A 22,378-nucleotide genomic window follows, 5' to 3' on the forward strand; every position below is an offset into this window, starting at 1 on the left:
CTGGATTGTTACTGCATTACGCAGGCAAAACCTGAGCGCGACGCTACCCGGCGGCGTGCTCGGGTTTTTTTGTTTTTTATACCCGGTCAAGGAATACAGCATGAAATACAAAGCACTCGCGCAGGATATTCTCCGCCACGTCGGCGGCAAAGAGAATATTGTGAGTCTGGTTCACTGTGCCACACGGCTGCGTTTTAAATTGAAAGAGAGCGGCAGAGCCGATGCCGAGGCCCTGAAGGCGCACCCTGGGGTGATCATGGTGGTCGAGAGCGGCGGCCAGTTTCAGGTGGTGATTGGTAATCACGTTCATGATGTCTGGCAGGCGGTGCGCCATGAGGCTGGAATCACCGATGACAGCGAACCGGTTGCGGAAAAGGGGGAGAAAACGTCGCTGCTGGGCCAGCTTATCGACATCGTCTCCGGTATTTTTGCACCGTTTATCGGTGTGATGGCGGCCACCGGTCTGCTGAAAGGGCTGCTGGCGCTGGCGCTGGCGTGCGGCTGGCTAAGCCCGGAGCAGGCGACGTATAAAATCTGGTTTGCCGCCAGCGACGCGCTGTTCTTCTTCTTCCCGCTGTTTCTCGGTTATACCGCGGGGAAAAAATTTGGCGGCAACCCGTTTATTACCATGGTTATTGGCGGCGCGCTAACGCATCCGCTGATGATACAGGCCTTTGAAGCGGCCCAGGCCCCGGGGGCGACGGCGGAGTATTTCCTCGGTATACCGGTGACGTTTATCAACTACAGCTCGTCGGTGATCCCTATCATTCTTGCTGCCTGGGTCAGCTGTTGGATTGAGCGACGTAGCAACGATCTGTTGCCTTCGGCGATGAAAAATTTCTTTACCCCGGCCATTTGCCTGGCCATTGTCGTTCCGCTGACTTTCCTGATCATTGGCCCGGTGGCGACCTGGCTTAGCCATATGCTGGCGAACGGTTACCAGATTATCTATGTGGTCGCGCCGTGGCTGGCTGGGGCGGTGCTGGGAGGGTTATGGCAGGTCTGCGTGATCTTTGGTCTGCACTGGGGGCTGGTGCCGCTGATGATCAACAACATGACCGTGCTCGGCCATGACTCGATGCTGCCGATCGTTCTGCCGGCGGTGCTGGCACAGGTGGGTGCCGTGTTGGGGATCTTTCTGGCAACCCGCGACGTGCGCCAGAAAGTGCTGGCAGGGTCGGCGTTTTCTGCCGGGTTGTTTGGTATTACCGAACCGGCGATCTACGGCCTGACGCTGCCGCTGCGCCGCCCGTTTATCTTCGGCTGCGTAGCCGGTGCGCTCGGCGGGGCCATTACCGCGTTCAGTAATAGCTATGCCTTCTCGTTCGGTCTGCCCAATATCTTTTTCCCGGCGCAGATGATTCCACCGGGCGGCATTGATGCCAGCGTCTGGGGCGGGCTCATCGGCACCGCGGTAGCCTTTATTGTCGCCTGTGCGCTGACCTTTTTTGCCGGGCTGCCGCGCAACGCCGCCGCGCCGGTCGCGGTCGCGATGGCCACGGAAAAGGATGTGCTGGCCCCTATGAGCGGCACCGTACTGGCGTTGGAGCTGGTACCCGACACCACGTTTGCCAGCGGTCTGCTGGGTAAAGGTGTGGCCATCATTCCCAGCGAGGGCAAGGTGATGGCTCCGTTTAGCGGTGAAGTGGCCTCAATTTTCCAGACCAGGCACGCCATTGGGCTGCAAAGCGACAGCGGTATTGAACTGCTTATCCACGTCGGTATTGATACCGTCAAACTCGACGGCGCGCCGTTTACCGCGCACGTCCAGGAAGGGGACAAAATTCAGGCGGGCGATCTGCTTTTAACCTTCGACCGCCAGCAAATTCTCGACGCCGGTTACGATCTGGTGACGCCCATTCTTATCAGCAACAGCGACGACTATCCGGGGCTGGAAATCGTTGCCGGCAGCGCCGTTCAGGCCGGCCAGCCGCTGCTGACCCTTACGCATTAATCACAGGAGAGAGAGATGAAAACATTCCCGCAGACGTTTCTTTGGGGCGGCGCCACCGCTGCAAACCAGATTGAGGGCGCATATCTGGAGGAGGGGAAAGGACTGTCCACCTCCGATGTGCAGCCGCACGGCGTGTTTGGTGAGGTGGTTGAACGGGGGGAGGGTGACAGCGCGCTGAAAGATGTGGCTATCGATTTCTACCATCGCTACCCGGAAGATATCGCACTGTTCGCTGAAATGGGCTTTAACTGCCTGCGCGTGTCCATTGCCTGGACGCGTATCTATCCGAACGGCGACGACGCGCAGCCGAATGAGGCCGGGCTGGCCTTCTACGACAAACTGTTTGATGAAATGGCAAAATACAACATCACGCCGCTGGTGACGCTGTCGCACTATGAAATGCCGTGGGCGCTGGTAAAAAACTACGGCGGCTGGGGCAACCGTCAGGTGATTGGCTTCTTTGAGCGCTATGCACGTACCGTGTTTGAGCGCTATAAAGGCAAAGTGAAGCTGTGGCTGACCTTTAACGAAATCAACATGTCGCTGCATGCGCCAATGACCGGGGTCGGCCTGCCGACGGGCAGTAGCAAAGGGGAGGTGTACCAGGCCATCCATCATCAGCTGGTGGCTAGCGCGCTCGCGGTCAAAGCCTGCCATGAGATCGTGCCGGAAGGTAAAATCGGCAATATGTTGCTGGGCGGACTGGTGTATCCGCTGAGCTGTAAACCGGAAGACGTCTTTAAAACATTGCAGGAAAATCGTAGCTGGATGTTCTTTGGTGACGTCCAATGCCGCGGCGCTTATCCGGGCTATATGCTGCGGGAATTGCGCGATAGCGGCATTACGCTGGCGATTACCGACGCCGACCGTGAAGCGCTGCGCTCCACCGTTGATTTCATCTCTTTCAGCTACTATATGACCGGCTGCGTCACCGCTGATGAAGCGTTGAATCAGAAGGCGCGCGGCAATATCCTCAACATGGTGCCAAACCCTCATCTGGCCAGCTCGGAGTGGGGCTGGCAGATCGACCCGCTAGGCCTGCGCACGCTGCTGAACGTGCTGTGGGATCGTTATCAAAAACCGCTGTTCATCGTGGAAAATGGCCTGGGGGCGAAGGATAGCGTGGACGCCGACGGCAGTATTCATGATGACTACCGCATTAGCTACCTGAACGATCATCTGGTGCAGGCGCGCGAAGCGATTGAAGACGGCGTTGAGCTGATGGGCTTTACCAGTTGGGGGCCTATCGATCTGGTTAGCGCGTCAAAAGCGGAAATATCTAAACGCTATGGCTTTATTTACGTCGACCGCCATGATGATGGTACGGGCACGCTGGCGCGCAGTAAGAAAAAAAGCTTTGGCTGGTATAAAGAGGTGATTGCGACCAACGGCGCGAGCTTGAAAGCGTAAGCCTCGGTGAATTGCCGGATGGCGCTTGCTTATCCGGCCTAAAAGTATCCCCACCTCTGGTAGGCCGGATAAGGCGTAGCCACCATCCGGCAATCCTCCCAATTCACGCTGGCTTACGCGCGCGCAGAATAAAAATCATCGGCCGCTCTTTCTCTTCACCCAGCGCTGGGTTAACGGCAATCTGCGCTGCCGTTGGTCCCCATTCATTCAGGTATTCAATCACAAATCCGGCGGCCACCAGCGCGTTGATCCAACTGCCAAGCGTCCGGTGCTGCTTCTTCACGCCGTCGGCAAACCAATTGCTGATACGCTCGCCTTCCTGCTGATAATGGCTAACCGGCCAGCTTTTCTGCCCCTGTTCATCTTCCTGCCAACCTTGCTTGAGCGGGGCGGTATAGATAGGGTGTTCTGCGGAAAATAGCAGTGTACCACCCGGCGTCAGAGCCTGATAAACGCAGGTGAGCAGCGGGGTAATATGAGGCAAATAGTGCAGCGCCAGCGAGCTGTACACCATATCGCAGCTGTTAGCGGCAAGCGTGAGGGTCTGCAAATCTTCACAACGGTATTCAATGTCTGCGCCGTCGGTCATCTTCCGCGCCCGCTCCAGCATAAGGCTGGAGAGATCGTATCCGGTGGCCTTAGCGGCGCCCTGATCGCGCGCCCAGCGGCAAAACCAGCCGTAGCCGCAGCCGAGATCGACAACCCGTAAACCGGCGAGCGACGGCAGCATATCCTGTATCGCGGGCCATTCCGGCGCGCCGTCCAGCCCCTTGACCGAACGGTCGAGCGTGGCATAACCGGCAAAAAACTGCGGGTCGTCGTAAATATTCTGACTCATGTTCACTCCCTGAAGGCGAAATGTTTGTGGCTGTCGTTAAGTGTGTCCGTCTGTGTTCCCACACGCGTTACTAAAAGGAAGGCGATCATTTAATTTATGATAGCCGCCTCTGTGTTTAACCGACGTATCTCATGAACCTGACTCTGAAAACACGCGCGCTGTCTGGCTTGACCCTGCTCCTCGCGCTGGCGGGCTGTGCGCCTTCGCATGATATTGGCAACCCGATGACGCCGCAGATGCCGGCTTCACAGGTGACAACGACCTTACCCGCGGCGCTGAAGAACGGCTGGCCGCAGAGTCAGTGGTGGCAAGACTATCATGATGCCCAGCTCAATAACTTGATTCGTCGCGCGTTGGCGAATGCTCCGGATATGCAGATTGCTGAACAGCGCATCAAGCTTGCGGAAGCGCAGGCGCGGATGTCGAAATCGGCGCTGGGGCCGGAAGTCGATTTCGGTGCCGATCTCGAACGACAGAAAATGTCGGCGGAAGGTCTGATGGGGCCGTTTGCTACCGATACCGACGGCAATACCGGCCCGTGGTACACCAACGGCACCTTTGGCCTGACCGCCGGTTGGGATCTTGACCTGTGGGGAAAAAACCGCGCCGAAGTGCAAGCGCGCATTGGGGAAGTGAAGGCGCAGGTGGCCGAGCTGGCGCAGACCCGCGAGCTGCTGGCCAGCAGCGTGGCTCGTCTGTACTGGCAGTGGCAGACCGAAGCGGCCATTCACGGCGTGCTGGAGCAGATAAAAAGCGAACAGAATACGATTGTCAGCGTTGACACCTCGTTGTATGAGCATGGCATCACCGACTCCGCTGAAGGGGCGGAAAACGACATTAACGTGGGTAAAACCGATCAGCAGCTGGCCGACGTTGAAGGCAATATGAAAGAGATTGAGGCCCGGCTTATGGCCTTAACCAACGCCCAGAGCCAGCCGCTGAACCTGCGCCCGGCTACGCTGCCCGCCGTGGCCAGCAAAATGCCGTCCCGGCTGGGCTATGAGCTGTTAGCCCGCCGTCCGGATCTGCAGACCGCACACTGGTATATCGAGGCTTCGCTGAGCGAAATCGACGCGGCAAAAGCGGCGTTCTATCCCGATATCAATCTGATGGCGTTCCTGCAACAGGATGCGCTGCACTTAAGCGATCTGTTCCGCCACTCGGCGAATCAGATGGGCGTGACGGCCGGGCTGACGCTACCGATTTTTGACAGCGGCCGGTTAAACGCCAATCTGGATATCGCCAGCGCGCAGAATGGTCTGTCGGTGGCGAAATACAACAAAGCGGTGGTTGATGCGGTAAACCAGGTGGCAAAAACCGCCAGTCAGGTGGAAACGCTGATGGCAAAAAGCCAGCGGCAGGCGCAGGTGGAGAAAGACGCCATGCGGGTGGTTAACCTGGCGCAGGCGCGGATGAACGCCGGGATTATTCCGGGTTCGAAGGTCAGCCTGGCGAAGCTGCCGGTGCTACAGGAGCGTATTAATGCGTTACGCCTGCACGGCCAGTGGCTTGATGCCAGCATTCAGCTAACCTCGGCGCTGGGTGGCGGTTATCACGTCAACGAAAAGTAAGGCTCCCGGCGTTCGCTTCCCCCTGCATTTCGTTTGCAGGGGGAAAATGAAAAACAAATATTCAGATTAAATAGTATTAACCGCTAATATATTTTCTCAAAATCTAATTTTTATTTTAATTAAAAATAACGATAGCGCTTGAATTAAAATATGCCTGCGATCACGTATTTATCTTTAAATGCATGACACCTGTCTACACGCCCCCTAATATCGCTCCCCAGAAAAATAATATCTTTCTAGTTTTAATGTATATTTATTGATAATTACATTTGCTTTTTAAATATTACAGCCAGTTCCTCACTGATTTTTATTAACAAAAAGCAGAGGACGATTGCGTGAAAAAATTAATAACCTTTGGAATGCTGGCGCTGGTCAGCGCATCGGCAAGTGCGGTTACCATTGACCTGCGCCATGAATATACCGACACCTCGCAGGGCCAGAAAGACAGAGTGCTGATCTCTCATCGTTTTGGTAACGGCTTTGGCTTCTCGGTGGAGGCCAAAACCAAGTCGGGCGGCGAGCATTCGGATAAAGCCTTTAATGATGTTGTTGATAATGGCGATGAATATGTTGTTAGCTATCAGTTTAACGCCATGCCGAATATTGCGATTCAACCCGGCTTTGCGTTGGAAACATCGTCATCGAAGGCGATCTATAAACCCTATATTCGAGGGCAGTATAATTTCGAAGGCGGTTTTTATATTGCGGCCCGCTATCGCTATGAATATGCCCGTGATACCTCGACGGATAAAGACGATGAGCATATTAACCGTGGCGATCTGTGGCTAGGCTATAAAACCGGGCCGTGGGCGTTTGAGGGCAATTATCTGTATAAAAAGAGCCAGGATTATAATCGCTATGACAACGGAAAAGACGATTACGAACTGGATTTCAAAGTGGCCTACAGCATTGATAAAAACTGGAAGCCCTATGCGCAAATTGGCAACGTCTCCGTCAGCAGCACCGAGGAAGACCGCCAGACGCGTTACCGCGTAGGGGTTCAATACTCCTTCTGATGCTGATGCCCCCGGACGAGGCGCATACCGCCAACTCCGGACAGTGCCCGGCGGCGTGAACGCCGGGCCGGGTATCCTTATTCCTGCGGTTTTTTCGCCTCACGCCGTTTGAACCACCAGCGTGCGGCGACCACCAGCACAATCGCCAGCGCCAGCCAGATGAGATGCTTCAGGTGTTTATCAAGATGGTGAAGCCACGGGCCTATTGCCTCGCCACCCAGATAACCAAGGGTCGTAAACAGCAGCGCCCACACCACTGCGCCAAAGATATTCAGCGGCAGAAAAATTTTCGGAGGCAGGCCGCTGGCGCCAATCAGCAGCGGGCCGATGACGCGAAAGCCGTACATAAAGCGGGTACCGATCACGAACAGATAGGGGTGGTTCTTAATCAGCCTCTGCGCCTTACGAATTCGTGCCCGGTGGCGCGAGAAGCGCCTCAGCAGTCGCCCGCCGAACTTTCTGCCCAACAGATACAGCACCTGATCGCCAATCATGCCGCCCAGCGCCACGGAGATCACCACCAGCGGAAATTTCAGCAGCCCCTGATGGGCAGCCACACCGCCTAGCAGCGTAATCGTTTCGCCTTCCGCCATGCTGCCGATAATTAACGCGGCGTAGCCATAATGGGAAATCAGGTTATTGATATCCATACAAACACTCACTCCTTACAACATCATACTATTCATCATACACCCTCACGGCGAGATTGCAGGGCCCGCTATTTTTTTGCGTTGTACATAAAATAATCATTGCTGTGAATTATACTTACAGCAACGTGGTACGAAGCCGTGCAGAGGAGGCGTTATGAACCATGTATGGGGACTGTTCTCCCACCCTGATAAAGAAATGCATGTTATCCGTAGCGAGAACGAAACCGTTTCTCACCACTATGTGCATCATGTGCTGGTCATGGCGGCCATTCCGGTGGTCTGCGCGTTTATTGGCACCACTCAGCTGGGCTGGAATTTTGGCGACGGTAACGTGGTCCGGCTGTCGCTGATGACCGGCCTGGGCATGGCGGTACTGTTTTATGCGCTGATGCTGGTTGGCGTCGCGGTGATGGGGCGCGTTATCTGGTGGATGGCGCGCAACTATCCGCAACGTCCGTCGCTCAAGCGCTGTATGGTGTTTGCTGGCTACGTTGCGACGCCCATCTTCCTGAGTGGCATCGTGGCGCTCTACCCGCTGGTGTGGCTGTGTGCGCTGGTCGGTACGGTGGCGCTGTTCTACACCGGATATCTGCTGTACGTCGGTATTCCCACCTTCCTGAATATCGATAGGGAAGAGGGGCTCAGTTTTGCCAGTTCAACCCTCGCCATCGGCGTACTGGTGCTGGAGGTGCTGCTGGCGCTGACCGTGGTGCTGTGGGGCTACGGCTACCGGCTGTTCTGAGTGCCTATATGCATTGCTGATGTGAATTTAATTACGTCAGCAATGCAGCATTTGTTCACCATTATTTTCTGGTAGATGCCGCGTTCTACGCGCTATGATGGGCTGTTCCGCTTCGCAATCGTTTAGGGCGAAGCGGCTGTCTATCATAATGTGCATAAATAACCACCAGAATACTCACCATGCAGAAATTTCGCGTTTCCCTGCTCAGCCTTGCTTTCGTGCTGGCTGTGCCTTTTGCGCCTCAGGCGAGTGCTAAAACCGCCGTCTCCGCCGTGGCTTCGCAGCCGGAAATTGCCTCCGGTAGCGCGATGATTGTCGATCTTGAAACGAATAAAGTCATTTATGCCAACCAGCCCGATCTGGTGCGACCGATGGCGTCAATCACCAAGCTGATGACGGCGATGGTGGTGCTGGACGCACACCTGCCGCTGGATGAAATGCTGACTGTCGATATCAGCCACACGCCGGAGATGAAAGGGATCTACTCCCGCGTGCGCCTCAACAGCCAGATTAGCCGTAAAAATATGCTGCTGCTGGCGCTGATGTCCTCTGAGAACCGCGCCGCCGCGAGCCTCGCGCACCATTATCCGGGCGGCTATGATGCGTTTATCCGCGCCATGAATGCCAAAGCGAAGGCGCTGGGTATGACCCGCACCCGCTACGTTGAGCCGACGGGGTTGTCGATTCATAACGTCTCCACCGCGCGCGATCTGACGAAGCTGCTGATTGCCACCAAACAGTATCCGCTGATTGGTCAACTGAGCACGACGAAAGAAGACACCGCCACCTTTGCTCGTCCTGCCTATACGCTGCCGTTCCGCAACACCAACCATCTGGTGTATCGCGATAACTGGAGCATCCAGCTGACGAAAACCGGCTTTACTAATGCGGCAGGCCACTGCCTGGTGATGCGCACCGTCATGAACAAGCGCCCGGTGGCGATGGTGGTGATGGATGCGTTCGGCAAATATACCCACTTTGCCGACGCCAGCCGTCTGCGTACCTGGGTTGAAACCGGGAAGGTGATGCCGGTACCGGCCGCGGCCCTGAGCTATAAAAAGCAGAAAGAGGCCCAGGTGGAAGGCGACATCGCGAAAGCCCAGCGTAGCGGGCAGACCACCCAGGACGATTAAGTTCTCTTTATTCCGGCAACGTCCAGTCACCATCGTTGAGTGGGCGTTGCATAATAACCGTATCCCGCCAGTCCCCCATCTTGTAGCCGACGCTTCGCAACTGACCGACCACTTCAAAACCGTGTTTTTTATGCAGGCGCAGCGAGCCGGTATTGTTATTGCCGTCGCCGATCACCGCCAGCATTTGCCGCCACGGGCCCTGTTCGCATACTGCAATCAGCGCCGCGAGCAGGCGGCTACCGATACCGTGGGCGGTCATGCTGGTATCAATGTAGATAGACTCTTCCAGCGTGTAGCGATAGGCCGGGCGAGGGCGGTAGGGGCTGGCATAGCAGTAGCCGACAATTTCACCGCGATAGAGCGCCACCAGCCAGGGAAGCCCCTGCTCCTGGATATGCAGCATCCGCTGCTGCATTTCATCGATGGACGGCGGGACTTCTTCAAATGAGGCGCGCCCATTGAGGACGTGCCAGGCATACAGCGCGGCAATAGCCTGAACATCGTCGGCCTGCGCGTTGCGGATTTCAATATCGGTGTTGCAGGTGACATCAAGCGTAGACATCATTGAATTCCTTATGGTTAACCGTGTTGCCCGGACCGCAGGCCGGATAAGCGCAGCGCCATCCGGCTCTCAGCGGCATATTGCCGGATGGCGCTGCGCTTATCCGGCCTACAGGTTTCGAGCTACCTCACATCATGCGTTGGTTTTTTCGCCCCAGTTTTTCAACTTGCTGGTTTTACCGATCCCCGGGTTCATACTATTGGTCGGATCGTTTTCGCGATAGTGGCGTTTGAGATTGTCATCGGCTTCGTACAGATGGCCAACGTTATGCTCCGCCGGATACTGTGCGCCGCGCTCGCGCAGCAGTGCCAGCATTTGTTCTTTTAGCGCGTGGGCATCGACGCCTTTTTTGACAATATAATCCTGATGGAAAACGTGGCACATAAAGTGGCCGTAGTAGAGCTTATGCACCAGTTGGCTATCGATCTCCGGCGGTAAATGCTCAAACCACTCGGTGTCGTTACGACGCAGCGCGATATCCAGCGCCAGGATATCCTCAACGTCGTCGGCGTGCACCGCCTGGTAGCGAATAGCCGCGCCTGCCGCGGCGAAGCGGTGCAGGAACGCTTTACTGCCTTCTTCCGGCGTACAAACGAAGAAATCACCTTCGGCCTGTTTAAAGTATTCCACCAGCCATGCCTTGGCTTCATCAATGCCGTCGCCCGACATTTTCAGCAGCAGATGATGTTCGTACTTATCGCGCCAGGTTTTCATGCGCTCCGGCAGGTGCGCCGGGAACGCGTGGCCCAGCTTCTGCATAAAGCGGTCGGTAAAGTGCGGTTTGAACAGCGACACTTTTTCCAGCATGGCATCGGTACGGCCTTTCAGGGTGAAGAAGAACGGCATTTTGTCGGTGCCGAGCTTATCAATCATCAGGAAGGTGTCTTTGCCGTACTGCTCAGCAATATCGTAGATATCGCGGTGCATATACTCGCCCGCCACCGGCAGGTTGTTAAACTCGGCGAGAATATGACGGCGGATTTCGGTCAGCACATCCGGCTGGTTGGTGCCAATGTAGAATACCTGCTGGCGTTTTTCTGCCGGGAAGGTATCAAGACGCGCGGCGAAAACCGCCAGCTTGCCCGCACACCCGGAAGACTCGAACAGACGGTCCGGATCGGCATTATAGCGTGCCGGTGTATCGGCGTTGACGTCGCGTACGCGGTTGACGTAGTCGTGATCGTGAGCGTGGCGTCCGTCGTGCTGTACATCGCTGTCCTTCACGCGATCGTCATCAAGCTTGCTGAGGATCTGCTCTGGCGTTGTGCCCAGATCGATACCCAGATGGTTAACCAGCGTCAGCTTGCCGTTTTCGTCAATGCGGGCAAACAGCGACATCTCGGTATAGGCCGGGCCGCGTTGGACCAGAGAACCGCCAGAGTTGTTGCAGATCCCGCCGATGACCGACGCCCCGATGCAGGAAGAACCAATGACCGAGTGCGGCTCGCGGCCCAACGGTTTGAGCGCTTTTTCCAGCGAATAGAGCGTGGTGCCCGGCCATGCCAGCACCTGCTCGCCTTTGTCCAGCAGGTGCAGCTTATCGAGACGCAGGGTGCTGATAATCACGATATCGCGATCGTAGTCGTTGCCGCTAGGCGTTGAACCTTCGGTCAGACCGGTGTTAGCAGCCTGCATCAGAATAATTTTATCCGCATTGACGCAGGCGTTCAGCACCCGCCACAGTTCCAGCAGCGAACCGGGGAAGACCACGGCCAGCGCTTCGCCGTTGCCGGAGCGGAAGCCCTTGCGATAGCGGGCGGTTTTCGCCGGGTCGGTCAGCAGGTGAGCGTGACCAACCAGACGGGAGAGTTCGTTAATCAGGGCATTATTATCGGTTGTGGTTTGAGCAGCCATTTTCCACTCCTTGTGGTGGGGCAAATTTGTCGTCTCTAAGAATAGCGCTTTGTATGATCATTGGGGGAGTGAATGTTTCTAAAAATCAGAGAATAACCTTGGCTTTCTTTACCCCGCTCCTTTAACTTTATGGCAAACTGCGGTTTTTCATCGACTCTCAGCCGCTCTACCCGGCATGGATAAAAGAGACTACAAAAATATGAAATGGTTATTTTCTGTTGGCGTCGCCGTGAGCCTGGCGCTACAACCCGCTCTGGCGGAGGATCTGTTCGGCAACCATCCGTTGACGCCGCAGGCGCGGGACGCGTTTGTGACCGAGCTGCTGAAAAAAATGACGGTCGATGAAAAAATCGGTCAGCTGCGCCTGATTAGCGTCGGGCCGGATAACCCGAAAGAGGCTATCCGCGACATGATTAAAGACGGCCAGGTAGGGGCGATTTTCAATACCGTCACCCGTCAGGATATCCGTGCGATGCAGGATCAGGTGATGTCGCTCAGCCGCCTGAAGATTCCGCTGTTCTTTGCCTACGATGTGGTGCACGGCCAGCGCACCGTCTTCCCGATTAGCCTCGGCCTGGCCTCAACGTTTAACCTTGATGCGGTGAAAACCGTCGGTCGCGTGTCGGCCTATGAAGCCGCCGACGATGGCCTGAACATGACCTGGGCGCCGATGGTTGATGTCTCGCGCGATCCGCGCTGGGGCCGCGCCTCAGAAGGATTCGGTGAAGATACCTATTTAACCTCCATCATGGGTGAAACCATGGTGGAAGCGATGCAGGGGAAAAGTCCCGCAGATCGCTATTCGGTGATGACCAGCGTTAAACACTTCGCCGCCTATGGCGCGGTGGAAGGCGGTAAGGAGTACAACACCGTCGATATGAGCCCGCAGCGTCTGTTCAACGACTATATGCCGCCGTATAAAGCGGGGCTGGATGCGGGCAGCGGCGCGGTGATGATCGGCTTAAACTCGCTGAACGGCACCCCGGCCACCTCCGATGCCTGGCTGCTGAAAGACGTGCTGCGCGACCAGTGGGGCTTTAAAGGCATCACGGTCTCCGATCACGGGGCGATTAAAGAGCTGATTAAACATGGCGTTGCCGCCGACCCGGAAGATGCCGTACGCGTGGCGCTGAAGGCCGGCATTGATATGAGCATGAGCGACGAGTACTACAGCAAGTACCTGCCGGGGCTGGTGAAGGCGGGCAAAGTGACGATGGCCGAGCTCGACGACGCCACGCGGCATGTGCTGAACGTGAAATATGATATGGGGCTGTTTAACGACCCCTACAGCCACTTAGGGCCAAAAGACTCAGACCCGCAGGATACCAACGCCGAAAGCCGTTTGCATCGCGCCGAGGCCCGTGAGGTGGCGCGCCAGAGCCTGGTGCTGCTGAAAAACCGTCTGGACACTCTGCCGCTGAAGAAAAACGCTACCGTCGCGGTGGTTGGCCCGTTGGCCGACAGCCAGCGTGACGTGATGGGGAGCTGGTCTGCCGCCGGAGTCGCCGGTCAGTCGGTGACCGTGCTGAGCGGCATTAAAAATGTGATGGGCGGCGAAGGCAAAGTGCTGTACGCCAAAGGCGCAAACGTCACCGCCGACAAAGGCATCATCGACTTCCTGAATCTGTATGAAGAAGCGGTGAAGGTCGACCCACGTTCGCCGCAGGCGATGATTGACGAAGCGGTCAACGCCGCCAAACAATCTGATGTGGTGGTTGCGGTGGTGGGGGAAGCGCAGGGCATGGCCCATGAAGCGTCCAGCCGCACTGAAATCTCGATTCCGAAAAGCCAGCAGGATCTGATAGCCGCGCTGAAAGCTACCGGCAAGCCGCTGGTGCTGGTGCTGATGAACGGTCGCCCGCTGACGCTGGTGAATGAGGACCGCCAGGCTGACGCCATTCTGGAAACCTGGTTCGCCGGTACCGAAGGCGGTAATGCCATTGCCGACGTGCTGTTTGGCGACTACAACCCCTCCGGTAAACTGCCGATGTCGTTCCCGCGCTCCGTGGGGCAGATTCCGCAGTACTACAGCCACCTCAACACCGGGCGTCCGTACAATGCCGACAAGCCGAACAAGTACACCTCGCGTTACTTTGACGAAGCCAACGGCCCGCTGTATCCGTTTGGTTACGGTCTGAGCTACACCACCTTCTCGGTTTCTGACGTGAAAATGTCCGCGCCGAGCATGAAGCCGGACGGCCGGGTCACCGCCAGCGTGCAGGTGACCAACACCGGCAAGCGCGAAGGGGCGACGGTGATTCAGCTGTATCTGCAGGATGTGACGGCGTCAATGAGCCGCCCGGTGAAACAGCTGAAGGGCTTTGAGAAGGTGACCCTCAAGCCGGGTGAGACCCAGACCGTGAGCTTCCCGATTGACGTAGAGGCGCTGAAGTTCTGGAACCAGCAGATGAAGTACGCCGCTGAGCCGGGCAAGTTCAATGTCTTTATTGGCGTGGATTCTGCGCGCGTTAAGCAGGGTGAGTTCGAGCTGTTGTAAGCGTGATCTTGATGTCGTGAACTTCTCCGCGGAGGCGGAGAAGTTCAGCGGCCGCTCATCGGGGGGGCGACCGATGAGCGTCATCTGGCGTGCTTAGAAAGCGTATTTGATACCTAACATACCTTGTGTATCGCTGTAGCCTTTATCCCCGATCTGCTGGGCAACGTTGCCCCAGATATGCAAATTATTCCCCAGTTGCCCTTCGACCCCAGCCTTCAGTTCGCCAATGTTGCGTGTCCCGGCCTGGTAGTTATAGACGCCATTCATTGCGACGCCATACGACTGGCTGTTATAAATCCAGTTGGCTTCAACAAAGGGCTGAAACTCGCGGTTCTTGCCGTCGTCAATGGCGTTATGCCCTTTAATAAAGGCTTTTACGCCGAGACGCGTTTGCAGATTACCGTCGTTTTTACCTTTCACCCGCGTGCCGTTGGCTTCGGTGTGAGTATCGGCCTGCACGTCCATCCATGTTAACTGTGCTTTAGGCTGGATCCAGTAGGTCGAGCGGCCGTCGCTACGTTCGCCCATCAGGTAGCTGTAGCCGCCTTCGATGGACGCGGTGATCCCATCAGAGTCGTACTTCTCCGTGGCGAGCTGTTGCCCATAGACTTTGTTATTAAACCAGTTATAGAGGAACCAGGTATCCACGTAGGTTCCGGTTTTGTCGGCTTCATTCGCGTACCAGGTTCCATAAAGCCCGACGCTATAGCCGGTCACCTGCCCACGGGAGTGATAACGGGTGACGTTAGAGCGGGTATTGCTCTGACTGTTGCCGTAGCCTGCCATCAACCCCAGATGCCAGCGATCCAGCCCGTTGGTGCTCCACTGCGCAATATCCCCGCCAAGCTGCAGGACATAGCGGTTACTTTGGGTACTCGACTGGCCGCTGGAATCTTTAAAGCGGGTGTGACCGCCAATGTTTCGCAGCCACATGCTGGTGACTTTCTCTTCACCGGTCAACCGGTCGATGTACTGGGTATCGCCCAAACGATCGTGCAGGCGGGTGTTAAACATCGAGTTAGCGGCTGCGAGGTTGGCAATATAGGCTCCGCTTTCCGGACGCATGGTAGGCTGTTCCGGGTTGACGATGGGAACTTCCGCAGCGGGGTCGGGGGTCGGCTCTGGCTCAACGATCGGGGCCGCGGTATTAAGCAGATACCAGTTAGCGGACTGCGTTCCCTCTCCACGCTGCAGGGCGTAGTCATAACTCCCGGCAACAATACGCCCGGACTGCACAAACTCGCCGTCAGAGAGGCCATCGACGTGAATCACTTCAATCCCTGTAATGGTTTTATCACCGCTACCGCCGGCGTTATTGATGGCCACCCGAGTCGTCCCGGAGGTATCTCCCTGTACGATCAGCTTATCGGTTAAGGAATTATCATCCCCCAGCACCGTGTTGAGCACCAGCAGCCCGCCGTTACCTACATAGTTACCGTACACGGTGAGCGTTTTCGGTGTTAAGGGATCGCCGCTGCCCGGCGCCTGGAATAGCAGCGTGGCGCTATCCAGCGTCAGGTTGGTTAACGTTGAATCCTTCGTCATTGTCCACAGACTGTCGCTACCCATGATGTTGAGATTAACCGTTGATGCAGCATCGACGCTGGAAGAGCCTAAAAAACGGGAGGTATCAGACATATTCAGCGCAACCGTGCCGCCGCTGGTGGCGTCAATATTGCCTTCAATATCAAAAACCCCTTCGGTGTCAGACAGGGCGGTTCTGTCGATATTGAGCCTATCCAATCTGTTGTAATCATCAGCGATGACCGGCACCGCAAGGGATTGGCTGGAAATAATGGAACCCACCCCTTTGGCCTGGATAACATTGGCGCTGTTGGCGGCTCTCAGTTTTGCACCGCCCTCCAGGTAGACGCTACCTGGGCGTACGTTATCGGTATAAGTACCCTGCTGTTCGGTGGAAGCATAAATGGCGTAAGCGTTGGCACCGGTAGTCGAAATATCGACACCATCGCCTAACTGGATCAGCCCACCTTTGTTGGCATAGACGGCATGGCCCGCGCTAGTCGCCGTGGATATTTCAGAGTTCTTGCCGATGAAGACGTAGGAGTTTCCTAAGGTGTTATTATTTTTTCCCTTAAGAATATCCATAATACCGATGCCGTTAGTATCCGTATTTCGGTTACCGGCATAGACGGCATAACCTTTGCTGTCGCTAGTGTTAGATGCGCTGCCGGTGCCCGTCACCTTAATGACATTACTGCCCGCCAGGATAATAATGCTGTTTGCCCCGGCGTTCTGGAAGTTATTGGCTCTGACGGCGACGCCATCTTTCACCGAAATGTTGGCCGACTCTGTCACATAAACCAGAGAGTCATAATTATTGTTAAAATCAGACGCGACGTTTATCCCGTCGGCGGATGAACCTATGGTGGTAATGGTGAGGTTTTTGGCCCTGAAGTATATGGCTTCACTGTTGCCCCTGATCGCATCGGCGGCTGACCCAGTGGTACTAATCGTAACGTTGTTTAGCAAGTAGGTATTTGCGCCATTAGTCTGCAGATAAGCGCCAAATCCCGCTAGCGGCTGGACGGTTCCAGACCCAGAGACGGTAATATTTACGGTATCATAGCTGCTCAACGGTGTTCCACCGTAAAAGTAAAGGACGTTATCGTAATCCAGTACTGAGTCAGAATAAGCAACAGGAATGTGGCTTCCTACTGAGATGAGAGCAACAGCAATGCTCAGCGCGGTCCTTTTAAAAAAAGTTTTTTTATCGATGTATCTCTTTGTGTTGTTCATCTGCGCACCTCTTCCTTAAAGACGCTGACTGTTGGTTGATAGATAATTAATTGCTGATGAATTAATGAGAACCAAAGCCAGCCCCACAGCTATTTAATGGATAAATATCTGCTGGTATTACAACAATGAGTAATGAGTTCCTTTGAAGCAATGTATACAACCAATGTCAGGGGGTGTCAACGCGTGACGACGGCGAGTAAATTGATGCATTTTTAAGTCTATTTATATTATTTGTATTTTTCTCAATAATATATTTTTATCAATTCTGGCGTGTTTTTGTTTTTATTAAAAATGCTTATAAAACAATATGATAAAAGTAAAAATGCGTTTTACTAAAAGCGTTGTTAAGATTTTTACGACAACCATTGAGAATAATGTTTTTCTGTGGGTTTTATTGCGTAATTCATTCGGAGGAGCGCTCTGCGACTGCGAGTGTCATATGGCTTTATGATTATTGAAAATACTTCTCATGTATCGGTAAGGGTATTCCTGCTATCCGGGGGGCTCGTATTTTCAGCGTTGCTTTATGGCGTATAACCGGCAAGGCTTTTTGAAAATAATATACTGCGATTTCATTTGCGATAGCCTGGCCGGTGTTATTCATATTCTCGTTAGGTTCTTTTTGCTGGTGGTTTTATCGTTGGAAGGATCGCTGTTTGCCCTGAGCATTCTGCGGGCGCGCCTCGGAGCGTGTGCGAACACACCGCACACCCTGGTCCCCGAGAGAGGCTCAGGGTGAGGGGCAATCCCCCAACGCCCGTTTTCGCGCCATTTTGTGCACCCTGTCACCATTTTCTTTCTGCTGTGGCGAAGTCTGCGCGAAACGGCCCGTTTATCGCCCCTGATGTCGTGTGTTCTGTGACGAACTTCACTTATCGCTAAACCCGGGCCACCACGTTTTGTGCGCGGGTTCAAAACCCGTCCGAAGCCGCCATATCCGCCGTGACACCATTCACTAATACGTAAAAAAGCCCGCTTCTGCTCCACGAGAGAGGCGTGGAATCCGCGTTAAATGCAGCTATCTCAACATTCGCAGGTAGCCACATGAAGATTTCACTGCATAACACCTCACTCGATCGCAGCGGTAAAACGCCGCTCACCGCCCAACTGCAGCAGCTGATTGATGAAATCGACCGTGCGGGCGGCGGAACGCTGGTGGTATCGCCGGGCGATTGGCTGACCGGCACGCTTGTTTTGCCGTCCAACTTTACTCTGCACCTTGAAGCCGGCGCGCGGCTGCTGGCGAGCCCGAACGGCGCAGACTATCCGGCGGCGTTAACCCAGACGGTGGCCGAACTGTCGCGCATGGCGCTGATTTATGCGCGCGATCGCCACCATATAACCCTCAGCGGTGAAGGTTGCCTGGACGGCGGGGCTGACGCCTGGTTCGCTACCCGTGCCGATGCCCAGGGCTATCGCCAGCCGAAAACCCAGCGCCCGCGCATGCTGGTCCTGGAAGGCTGCCAGCAGGTGCGTATTCGCGATATCACCCTCAGCAATTCGCCGATGTGGACAGCGCACCTGGTGAGCTGCAATCAGGTATTCATTCAGAACCTGACGATTGATAACGATCTGGCGCTGTCGAACACCGACGCGCTGGATATCGACAGCTGCCAGCACGTGCATATCAGCGACAGCTATTTCAGCGCCGCCGACGACGGTATCTGCATTAAAACCACCCGCAAACCGGCGGCGCTACAGCAGCCGACTCGCCACGTGGTGGTCAGCAACTGCCTGATCCGCTCAAAAAGCTGCGCCATCAAAATTGGCACTGAAACCTTTGCCGATATCAGCCATATCGCCGTGCATAACTGCTCCATCTTTGAGTCCAATCGCGGCATTGGCCTCGTTTCCCGCGACGGCGGCCGTTTCAGCCAGATGATCTTCAGCAACATCCTTTTTGACTGTCGCCACGGCCACCCGTGCCACTGGGGAAAAGCCGATCCGGTGTTTATCTCTGTGCGCCATCGTGACCCGCAGGTTCCTCCGGGCAGCATCGAAGACATCACCTTCAGCCAGCTTTCCGGCGCGAGCGAAGGCGCAATCAACCTGCACAGCGAAACGGCAGGGGAGATTCGCCGCGTCACCTTTAACGGACTGGCCTTGCACCAGCTGTCCGGGCCGTCTGACGAACAGGGGTGCTACGACATTCGCCCGCCGTGCAACCCGGCAAGCCCAACCGGCATGGGGCTGGATAACGCCTATCGCGTCAATCCGCAAACCGGGCGCGCCTGGGGCGTTGAGCGCTATCCGGGAGGGCTACCGGCGGTGTACGCCCGCGGCGTAGACGAACTGACGCTGATCGATCTGCGCATTCGTCGACCTGAGCCGCTGCCCGCGGGCTGGAACACGCACGCCATCGTGCAGGACAACGCCGACGCCTGAGTCTATTTGATGACGGCGTGGCCCTGGCCCCGCCGTTTTGTACTGTTCAAGGGGATGGAAAATGATAAAAAAAGTGCGGGAGATAAAACTCCACAACTACATCTGCTATGGCCTTGCGGATGTTATCGGCTCGGGCGCGTTTACGCTGGTGAGCGCCTGGCTGCTGTTCTTCCTGACCACCTTCTGCGGCCTGACGCCGATTGAAGCTGGCTCGCTGTTTGCGGTGGCGCGTATTGTTGACGTCATCATGTGCCCATGCATGGGGTATATTTCCGATAACTTCCATAAAACGCGCCTCGGTCGCCGCTTTGGCCGTCGCCGCTTCTTTCTGCTGTTGAGTATTCCGCTGGTCGCGGTTTATAGCCTGCTGTGGGTGCAGGGATTCAACTACTGGATGTACCTGCTGGTCTATATTCTGTTCGAAATTGTCTACTCGATGATTTTAATCCCTTACGACACGCTGTCGGCGGAGATGACCAACGATTTCACCAAACGTTCGAAGCTGACCAGCGCGCGTATGTATATCGCCCAGTTCGCCGGCTTTACCGCTGCGTTCCTGCCGGGGCGTCTGCTGGCGTACTTCGGCTCTGACTCCGCTATCTCGTTCTTCTACGCCGGGGCGATTTTCACCGTTGCCTTTATGGTGGTGCTGTTCTTCGTGTACTTCGGCACCTGGGAGCGTTCTCTTGAGGAAATCGAGCAGAGCGAACGCAGCGTCGCCAGCGAAGAGAAGCAGCCGCTGGGTAAACGCCTGTTCGATATCTATTACGACTTTGTTTCTACGCTGAAGATTAAAACCTTCCGTTCGCATCTGGGGATGTACCTGGGCGGCTCGGTCGCGCAGGATATTTTCAACTCGGTCTTTACCTACTTCGTGGTCTTTGCTCTGGCAACCTCGTCGGTGGTGGCCAGTAACCTGCTGAGCGTCATCAACGGCCTGCAATTCTTTGGCGTGGGCGTCGCAACCTGGCTGACGCTGCGCTATTCGCCGTCCCGCGCGTTCGCCACCCAGGCGCTGATGGCGCTGGTGGCCTTTGTACTGTTCGCCGTGACCTACCTCTACGGCTCCACCAGTATGGCGCTGCTGTATCTGGCGGCGGGCGTAGCCGGTCTGGCGCGCGGCGGTATCTATTCCATTCCATGGAACAACTACACCTTCGTTGCCGACGTGGATGAAATTCTGACCTGTAACCGTCGTGAAGGTATCTTCGCGGGCTTTATGAGCCTGCTGCGTAAAGCGTCACAGGCGCTGTCCATTTTCCTGGTGGGCGTGGCGCTGCAAATGTCCGGCTTTATTACCGGCCACAGCAGTCAGCCGCAGTCGGCAATAAACATGATCCTCGGCATCATGATTATTCTGCCGGTCGCGCTGACGCTGTGGGGCATCTGGTCCGCCTTCCAGTTTAAGGTCAACAGCCGCACCCATGCGGTGTTGAACGAGGAAGTGGCGCGCCTGAAACAGGGCGGCAGCAAAGCGACCGTCACCGCAGAGACCAAAGCGGTCATCGAAAGCCTGACCGGGATGCCGTATGACCACTGCTGGGGTGATAACACCGTGGGCCACGTTAACCGCAGCCTGCTGCGGGAGAAACAGCAGCAATCCGCGCAGTTGAAAAACGCATAACCGCGCCCCGGCGGTGCGGCACCGCTGGGGAAAATAAGAGGACTTGCCCGGCTTCGGCCGGGACGTTTTTTTGGGTAACGGACATGACCGATCAAAGTTTATATATTCAACAGGGAGTCTGGGCGCGCCTGGGTCTGCCGCGCGAGCTGGTATGGGGGTTCGTCGGCGTTTTCCTGTTTATCACCGGAGCCACTATCGAACAGAGCTGGCTGGCATCGTTGCTACAGCAGCGCGGTCTTGATGCGGTGCACATCAGCCTGCTGTCTTCCGTTTTTGGCCTGTGCGTGGCGGCCGTCTCCTGGTTTTCCGGCATTGGCGCAGGCGTGCTGGGCGTACGCCGTCTGATGTGGCTGGCAACGCTGCTTTATTTCGTGGGCTCGCTGCCGTTTATTTTCGTCGCACTGCCCGACGGCAACTACCCGCTGATGATGGTGAGCTACGCGGTGCGCGGAATGGCCTATCCGCTGTTTGCTTATTCGTTTCTGGTGTGGATTAACCAGCGCTGTGAAAGCCGTATTCTCGGGCGCGCCGTTTCCTGGTTCTGGATAGCCTTTGGCGTTGGTATGACCATCGTCGGGCCGTGGTTTTCCGGCTTTATGATCCCCCGATTAGGCGAGACCACCACGCTGCTGTCAGGCTTTGTTTTCGTGCTGGCAGGCTGCGGCTGCGCGCTGATCCTCAACCGTGACAAGCCCCAGTGGCAGCAAGGACAGGCGGTGGGACAGGCGCTGGTGGAAGGTATCGTGGTGCTGGCGCGCGAACCGAAAATGCGCCTCGCGGTGGTCGTAAAAACCATCAACGATATTGGCAAATTTTCGCTGGTGATCCTGATGCCGGTATATCTGCCGCGCTTTGGCTTTAGCATTGAAGAGTGGCTGACCATCTGGGGCCTGGTCAACGTGGTAAACATCTTCGCTAACTACTTCTTCGGCTGGCTGGGCGATACCATCGGCTGGCGTAACACGGTGGTGTGGTTCGCCGGTACGCTATGCGGGCTGGCGGCGTTGGCGGTGTGCTACGCGCCGGTGCTGTTTGGCCACAGCAGCGCGGCGTTGATCGTCGCGCTGGCGATTTACGCTATCGGTCTGGGCGCATTTGGCCCCCTCAGCGCACTGATTCCATCACTGTTGCCGGAAAATAAGGGCGCGGCTATTTCCTGCCTGAATCTTGGATCCGGCCTCAGCAATTTTGTCGGCCCGCTTATTGTTACGCTGTGCGTTAACCCGCTCGGTGTGGAAGGAACGCTGTGGGTGATTGCGCTGCTGTATTTTGCCGCCAGCTTACTCACCCTGCCGTTAAAAATGCCGGAACAGGGCTGAATGTTCTATTTTCGTCTACGCTTTTTGCTTAAGCGCCTGTTAATTGAGCGCAAATAAGAGGAA

14 protein-coding genes and 1 pseudogene are annotated in these 22,378 nt (G+C 55.8%); 10 read left to right on the forward strand and 5 right to left on the reverse strand.

From position 1 onward, the window contains the following. Positions 1-15 precede the first annotated feature (15 nt). Both bglF and ascB read left to right on the forward strand, forming a co-directional pair. Positions 16-1,954, forward strand: a pseudogene (gene bglF, locus H7R76_RS08335) (PTS beta-glucoside transporter subunit IIABC). A 15-nt stretch (positions 1,955-1,969) separates the two neighbouring features. Further along, entirely contained in the window at positions 1,970-3,364 is a 1,395-nt protein-coding gene (gene ascB / locus H7R76_RS08340; protein ID WP_182967493.1) for a 6-phospho-beta-glucosidase, read from the forward strand. A gap of 103 nt (positions 3,365-3,467) precedes the next feature. On the opposite strand, the gene H7R76_RS08345 is transcribed toward ascB, so the two are convergent. Then, complete coding sequence (locus H7R76_RS08345; RefSeq protein WP_182967495.1) at positions 3,468-4,202, reverse strand: class I SAM-dependent methyltransferase; 735 nt, start codon at positions 4,200-4,202, stop codon at positions 3,468-3,470. A 131-nt stretch (positions 4,203-4,333) separates the two neighbouring features. Here H7R76_RS08345 and mdtQ point away from each other — a divergent pair, with 131 nt between their 5' ends. Further along, a complete protein-coding gene (gene mdtQ / locus H7R76_RS08350; protein WP_182967497.1) occupies positions 4,334-5,773 on the forward strand; it encodes a multidrug resistance outer membrane protein MdtQ in 1,440 nt (479 codons plus the stop codon). 359 nt (positions 5,774-6,132) lie between these two features. Next, the gene (locus H7R76_RS08355; RefSeq protein ID WP_182967926.1) at positions 6,133-6,789 is read left to right on the forward strand and encodes an oligogalacturonate-specific porin KdgM family protein; all 657 of its coding nucleotides are present in this window, start codon (positions 6,133-6,135) and stop codon (positions 6,787-6,789) included. A gap of 77 nt (positions 6,790-6,866) precedes the next feature. On the opposite strand, the gene H7R76_RS08360 is transcribed toward H7R76_RS08355, so the two are convergent. Further along, on the reverse strand, positions 6,867-7,439 hold the full coding sequence (locus tag H7R76_RS08360; RefSeq protein WP_106924427.1) for a DedA family protein: 573 nt from the start codon (positions 7,437-7,439) through the stop codon (positions 6,867-6,869). A 154-nt stretch (positions 7,440-7,593) separates the two neighbouring features. On the opposite strand from H7R76_RS08360, the gene H7R76_RS08365 reads away from it, so the two are divergent. Together H7R76_RS08365 and pbpG are read left to right on the forward strand one after the other, a co-directional pair. Beyond that, positions 7,594-8,181 (forward strand): Yip1 family protein, encoded by a 588-nt coding sequence (locus H7R76_RS08365; protein WP_106924428.1) that lies wholly within the window; start codon positions 7,594-7,596, stop codon positions 8,179-8,181. 179 nt (positions 8,182-8,360) lie between these two features. Then, positions 8,361-9,314: a D-alanyl-D-alanine endopeptidase gene (gene pbpG, locus H7R76_RS08370; protein ID WP_106924429.1), complete on the forward strand. Its 954-nt coding sequence runs from the start codon at positions 8,361-8,363 to the stop codon at positions 9,312-9,314. 7 nt (positions 9,315-9,321) lie between these two features. Here pbpG and H7R76_RS08375 read toward each other — a convergent pair whose 3' ends face one another. Then, on the reverse strand, positions 9,322-9,876 hold the full coding sequence (locus H7R76_RS08375; RefSeq protein WP_182967928.1) for a GNAT family N-acetyltransferase: 555 nt from the start codon (positions 9,874-9,876) through the stop codon (positions 9,322-9,324). Between the two features lie 132 nt (positions 9,877-10,008). Then, on the reverse strand, positions 10,009-11,730 hold the full coding sequence (gene dld / locus H7R76_RS08380) for a D-lactate dehydrogenase (RefSeq protein ID WP_182930313.1): 1,722 nt from the start codon (positions 11,728-11,730) through the stop codon (positions 10,009-10,011). A 199-nt stretch (positions 11,731-11,929) separates the two neighbouring features. Here dld and bglX point away from each other — a divergent pair, with 199 nt between their 5' ends. Continuing rightward, positions 11,930-14,227: a beta-glucosidase BglX gene (bglX, locus tag H7R76_RS08385; RefSeq protein WP_182930314.1), complete on the forward strand. Its 2,298-nt coding sequence runs from the start codon at positions 11,930-11,932 to the stop codon at positions 14,225-14,227. A 93-nt stretch (positions 14,228-14,320) separates the two neighbouring features. Here the strand turns inward: bglX and H7R76_RS08390 are convergent, their stop codons facing one another. Continuing rightward, positions 14,321-16,987 carry an autotransporter outer membrane beta-barrel domain-containing protein gene (locus H7R76_RS08390; protein WP_182967499.1) on the reverse strand — a complete coding sequence of 889 codons (2,667 nt, stop codon included), beginning with the start codon at positions 16,985-16,987 and terminating at the stop codon, positions 14,321-14,323. 1,044 nt (positions 16,988-18,031) lie between these two features. Here H7R76_RS08390 and H7R76_RS08395 point away from each other — a divergent pair. From H7R76_RS08395 to H7R76_RS08405, 3 genes are all read left to right on the forward strand, one after another. Continuing rightward, positions 18,032-19,372: a glycoside hydrolase family 28 protein gene (locus H7R76_RS08395; RefSeq protein ID WP_182967501.1), complete on the forward strand. Its 1,341-nt coding sequence runs from the start codon at positions 18,032-18,034 to the stop codon at positions 19,370-19,372. 61 nt (positions 19,373-19,433) lie between these two features. Then, positions 19,434-20,996 carry an MFS transporter gene (locus H7R76_RS08400; protein ID WP_106929424.1) on the forward strand — a complete coding sequence of 521 codons (1,563 nt, stop codon included), beginning with the start codon at positions 19,434-19,436 and terminating at the stop codon, positions 20,994-20,996. Between the two features lie 83 nt (positions 20,997-21,079). Beyond that, positions 21,080-22,315, forward strand: coding sequence for an MFS transporter (locus tag H7R76_RS08405; protein ID WP_106929426.1), 1,236 nt, complete (start codon positions 21,080-21,082; stop codon positions 22,313-22,315). The last annotated feature ends 63 nt before the right edge of the window (positions 22,316-22,378 follow it).

Origin of the sequence: Klebsiella sp. WP8-S18-ESBL-06 (assembly GCF_014169755.1) — a bacterium.
Classification (GTDB): Bacteria; Pseudomonadota; Gammaproteobacteria; order Enterobacterales; family Enterobacteriaceae; genus Kluyvera; species Kluyvera ascorbata_B.

What these genes read in the sequence shown, in the direction of transcription:
- ascB (WP_182967493.1), top strand. Translation starts at nt 1,970, where the DNA reads ATGAAAACATTCCCGCAGACGTTTCTTTGGGGCGGCGCCACCGCTGCA.
- H7R76_RS08345 (WP_182967495.1), bottom strand. Translation starts at nt 4,202, where the DNA reads ATGAGTCAGAATATTTACGACGACCCGCAGTTTTTTGCCGGTTATGCC.
- mdtQ (WP_182967497.1), top strand. Translation starts at nt 4,334, where the DNA reads ATGAACCTGACTCTGAAAACACGCGCGCTGTCTGGCTTGACCCTGCTC.
- H7R76_RS08355 (WP_182967926.1), top strand. Translation starts at nt 6,133, where the DNA reads ATGCTGGCGCTGGTCAGCGCATCGGCAAGTGCGGTTACCATTGACCTG.
- H7R76_RS08360 (WP_106924427.1), bottom strand. Translation starts at nt 7,439, where the DNA reads ATGGATATCAATAACCTGATTTCCCATTATGGCTACGCCGCGTTAATT.
- H7R76_RS08365 (WP_106924428.1), top strand. Translation starts at nt 7,594, where the DNA reads ATGAACCATGTATGGGGACTGTTCTCCCACCCTGATAAAGAAATGCAT.
- pbpG (WP_106924429.1), top strand. Translation starts at nt 8,361, where the DNA reads ATGCAGAAATTTCGCGTTTCCCTGCTCAGCCTTGCTTTCGTGCTGGCT.
- H7R76_RS08375 (WP_182967928.1), bottom strand. Translation starts at nt 9,876, where the DNA reads ATGTCTACGCTTGATGTCACCTGCAACACCGATATTGAAATCCGCAAC.
- dld (WP_182930313.1), bottom strand. Translation starts at nt 11,730, where the DNA reads ATGGCTGCTCAAACCACAACCGATAATAATGCCCTGATTAACGAACTC.
- bglX (WP_182930314.1), top strand. Translation starts at nt 11,930, where the DNA reads ATGAAATGGTTATTTTCTGTTGGCGTCGCCGTGAGCCTGGCGCTACAA.
- H7R76_RS08390 (WP_182967499.1), bottom strand. Translation starts at nt 16,987, where the DNA reads ATGAACAACACAAAGAGATACATCGATAAAAAAACTTTTTTTAAAAGG.
- H7R76_RS08395 (WP_182967501.1), top strand. Translation starts at nt 18,032, where the DNA reads ATGAAGATTTCACTGCATAACACCTCACTCGATCGCAGCGGTAAAACG.
- H7R76_RS08400 (WP_106929424.1), top strand. Translation starts at nt 19,434, where the DNA reads ATGATAAAAAAAGTGCGGGAGATAAAACTCCACAACTACATCTGCTAT.
- H7R76_RS08405 (WP_106929426.1), top strand. Translation starts at nt 21,080, where the DNA reads ATGACCGATCAAAGTTTATATATTCAACAGGGAGTCTGGGCGCGCCTG.